The 4,175-nt window shown below is 48.2% G+C and carries 1 protein-coding gene and 1 pseudogene; one reads left to right on the top strand and one right to left on the bottom strand.

Annotated features, from left to right (window positions below; genetic code table 11):
- A partial coding sequence (locus ACUVJL_RS02405; RefSeq protein ID WP_445244384.1) for a PAS domain S-box protein occupies positions 1-3,657 on the bottom strand: 3,657 nt, incomplete at its 3' end.
- 320 nt (positions 3,658-3,977) lie between these two features.
- Between ACUVJL_RS02405 and ACUVJL_RS02400 the strand changes: the two are divergent.
- Positions 3,978-4,175 (top strand): annotated as a pseudogene (locus ACUVJL_RS02400) (RNA-guided endonuclease TnpB family protein); the annotation flags it as partial.

Raw genomic sequence — 4,175 nt, 5'->3', positions numbered from 1 at the left:
AGGGTCGATGTGAGCAACCGCAATCTGCTCGATCGCACCATCCTCTTCTATCATGTGAACCGTACACCAGTCCGCTAATTCCGGCACTGTAAGCTGCGCGACTCGCTCCAAAGTTGTTTGATAATCCAGTGAGGATGCAAGCACCGCACTTGCCTCAGAGAGAAAGCGTTGGGCAAGTTCTAACTGCACCCGTTCCGTCACATCTACCACATACACGAGAATGCCTTCGACGTGACCATTTGAGTTAACAGTTGGAAGATAGTAAACGTTGTAGTAACCGGGACGGCGATCGCTGCGTCCGGGAACATTCACCGCAAAGTTGGGTGAAATGAAAGGATTCCCTGTGGCGTAAATCTGATGGAAGACTTCAACTAATTTGGGATCGGACTGACCAAAAATATCTGGAATTGAATAGCCTAAGTGTTGCTCGCGGGTTAATCCATTAATTTCTGCTAATGCTTCATTGATGGCAATAAATCGCTGCTGGGCATCTAGCAGGGCAAGTCCAACCGGAGACGTGTCAAAAATAGTTGCCAGTTGGCGCTGTGCGGCTTCGGCTTCCGATCGTGCAAGGCGCTCGCGTTCTAACAGTTGTTCTCGTTCTTGTTCTGCTTGCTTGCGCTCCGTCACATTCAGCACCAGCGATAACACCGAAATCATCCGTCTCGATTCGTCCCTGAGACTGGAGTTATACCACTCGCAATGGACAATGTTGCGATCTTTCGTGTAATTGCGGTTGTATGAAAAAATATGGGGTTCTTCACCATAGACCAGCCGTTGGCAGACTTCAGCAACCGCTTCCAGGTCTTCCTCAAAGACAAAAGGTATCTCTGTTAAAGATTTACCCAGCATTTCTTCGGCCGTCCAGCCCAAAATGCGCTCTGCACCAGCAGACCACCGAATGACTCGAAAGTCTCGATCCCATTCAACGACTGCCATAGGAGAGTTTTCAACATGGAAGTTGAGCTTTTGTAGGGCTTGACGCAACGCCTCTTCTGCTTGCTTGCGTTCTGTGATATCAATGACAACTCCGATCGAGTGCTTGGGATTTCCCTGAGAATCATAAGTAAACTGTCCTCTGGCTTCGACCCAGTGAATTGAGCCATCTGACCAACGCAGGCGATATTCATGGTGATACTCCGTCTTGTCAGCTATGGCTTGCTGAAATTTCGCCTCAGCTTCTGCTAAGTCATCGGGATGAACCCGACTTGCCCAAACTTCATAGCTGGGTTCGCATTCATTCGGTTGAAGACCCAGCACCGTAAAGTGTCCTTCTGACCAAAGCAAAGCATCGGTCTGCATATCCCAGTCCCACGTTCCCATGCGTCCGACCTTCAGCGCGAGTTGCAGATGAGCTTCACTTTCTCGCAATTGCTCTTGTGCCCGCGATCGCTCCACGGCTAGCCAGGTTTTTTCAGCAATTCGCTCCATCATCGCCACATCTTCCTCGGTCCAGTGGCGATCGGAGACATGGTGCAACACCAACAATGCGACAAATTTCCCCTCTTTCACCAATGGAACACACAGAAGAGACTTGGTTTGGATTGCATCGAAGGTAGCAGCCCCAACTCCGGCAGTCCGAGGATCGCGATCGACATCATCCACGACGATTGTTCTGCCCTGCTTTAATTCAGCAATGAGTTCAGGGCCAAACGAATCTAGGTGATGTCTACCCACCACGCTGATTACACCATTGCAATAGTCGCGATCGACGATGACGTATTCCTGAGTAGAATCAATTTCACCGTAGGTACAGCGAGTGACTTGGAAATGTTGTCCAGTGGCACAAACCACCTGCCACATAATTTCTTTTGGGTCTTGAATGGCACGAATCGCATCATTCAATTCGATTAGGAATTGCTGAATTTCTTCTTTCTGCTGGAGGTTCTCGAGCAGTTGTTCAATTTGTTGCCTTGCCCGCACCTGGGCTGTCACTTCAATGTTATAAATCAACACACCCTGAATGGTTCCCTCAGCATCCCGCCAAGCCGCAAAGATGCAGTGGAAAAATGCTTCTTCCAACACTCCATCGCCGTTCCGATCCCAGTAAGTAGGCGATTCATTCACAATGAACGTTTCTCCCGTCCGGTAAACGCGATCGAGCGCTTCAAAGTAAATTTGTCCCTCTATCTCGGGGAAAACGTCCCGTATTGATTTCCCGATAATGTCTGGAGTGCGCCCAGTCCCTTGCAGGTAGGTGGGATTGGCAAATTCATACACAAGATCGGCACCTTTAACAATGGCAATCATGGCAGGCAATTGCATCAGGATGTCATGCAACCGCTGGCGTTCGGTTTCGGCTTCGAGTCGGGCAGATTGTTCTCGTTTTAAAAGGCGATCGCGCTCTGCTTCTATCTGTTTACGCTCTGTAATATCAACGGAAACGCCAATCAGGCGAACTCCTCGTTCGGTTTCATCTAGATAAACTTGTCCCTGACTGTTGAGCCAGCGCACAACCCCGTCCGGACTAATTACCCGATACTCCTGTGCGTAGGACTGTTCTCCCGCAATTGCCCCTTGAGCCGCTTGGAGCACCCGTTGTCGATCGTCTGGATGAATGAGCGCATAAAATTCTTCTCCTGTGCCTTCATGAAAACCCCAAACGTCTATAGCATTAGCAGAACACACGACCTGATTGGTCGGCAAATCCATATCCCAGACCACCATCTGAGCCGCCGTCAGTGCCAATCGCAGGCGTTCTTCGCTCTCTCGTAATGCCTGTTCAACTTGTTTGTAATCCGTCACATCACGAGCAATACTCAGTACCGTTTCAACAGAATCTTCATTGGCAAATTCGGGAACTATACGCGCCTGATACCATCGAATACCATTTTGAGTCGGAAACTTAAATTCAATCGTCTGTTCCTGCCCGGTTGTAAAGACTTGCCGCAAACTATCATGCCAAACACGATAGAGGTCTTCTGGCATTCCTAGCTCAACATTGGTCTTGCCAACAAATTGCTCTGATGGAATACCTGTTGCCAGTTCTACAGAAGGGCTGACATAAATATGGCGAAATTCTGCATCAACTCGGCTAATAATGTCTGGGGAATTTTCAGCTACCATTTTGAACTGTTGCTCTCGCTGCCGCAGTTCTGATTCCAAGCGTTTGCGCTCTGTCACATCTCGAAAATAAACGGCTACCCCTGTTGGAGACGGATAGGCATTCGCCTCTAACCAACACTGGATAGGTTCCCCAAATTCTTCCCAGGAAACAGGAACCTGTTGTGCCACTGCCCGATGGAGTTCTCGATATGCAATTCCACCGACCAACTCAGGAAAAACCTCATTCCAAACGTGTTTTCCCAGTAACTCTTCTGGCGTTTTGTGCAGGAGTTTAGCCGCTGCCTGATTCACGTAAGTGTAGCGCCAGTCGCGATCGAAGGCGACAAAAGCATCCGTAATGCTTTCAAGAATCGTTGCTACCTTGCCCTCAGTTTCTTGGGCAGGGAACAACTGTTCGCCTTCAAGAGTGCGGGCAAAGCGTTCAATGACTTCAGAGCGAGAAATTCCTCGCCTGTGAGCCTCTTTATCGAGCGATCGCCATGCTGTATTAGTCAGAGATACGCTCACTCGTTGTTTCGTCTCCGAGTTCCAATTGCTAACAAACTTGCCTGTGGCGTCGCGCTTCATGAAGATCCATCCGTATGCATACACGGTCTTCTCTATTCAACCTGAGTTACTTGCTGAGGAGAATCCGCCTTAAGATAGATGCTTTGGCGAGAGGGAAGATACAAAGAATGACCTCAATAAATATTGCGCTGTACTGGCTGCTGAATTTCCCTTTGCACTCGTAGACATAGAGCTGGGCTAGACGGGAGAATCCCACGGCTTTAACGTAGTGCAGCCGTGGCAGTGTCAAATAAAGGTATTGTAAAACTTCATTGAGTTTATAAGCAATTATAAACAATAATGGTATTATATTGTTATGAGTGTTGAACAAGGAATACGCACAGCCGATCGAACGGAAGTCTCAAATGCAACTAACAGAGAGGCACATCATTAAATCGACGGAACACCGTTTCGCCCAAATAGACGAACTAGCCTTTAAATCTAAGAACCTCTACAATGCCGCTAATTACGTCATTCGTCAGAGTTTTCTTTATGGATGGGGCTATGTCAATTACAACGAAATGAACGGTTTGATGAAGTCTCACGAAGCATACAAGGCTTTA

Origin of the sequence: Microcoleus sp. OTE_8_concoct_300, from assembly GCF_031383065.1 — a bacterium.
Lineage (GTDB): Bacteria > Cyanobacteriota > Cyanobacteriia > Cyanobacteriales > Microcoleaceae > Microcoleus.
This window is presented reverse-complemented; position numbering and strand designations above follow the sequence as displayed.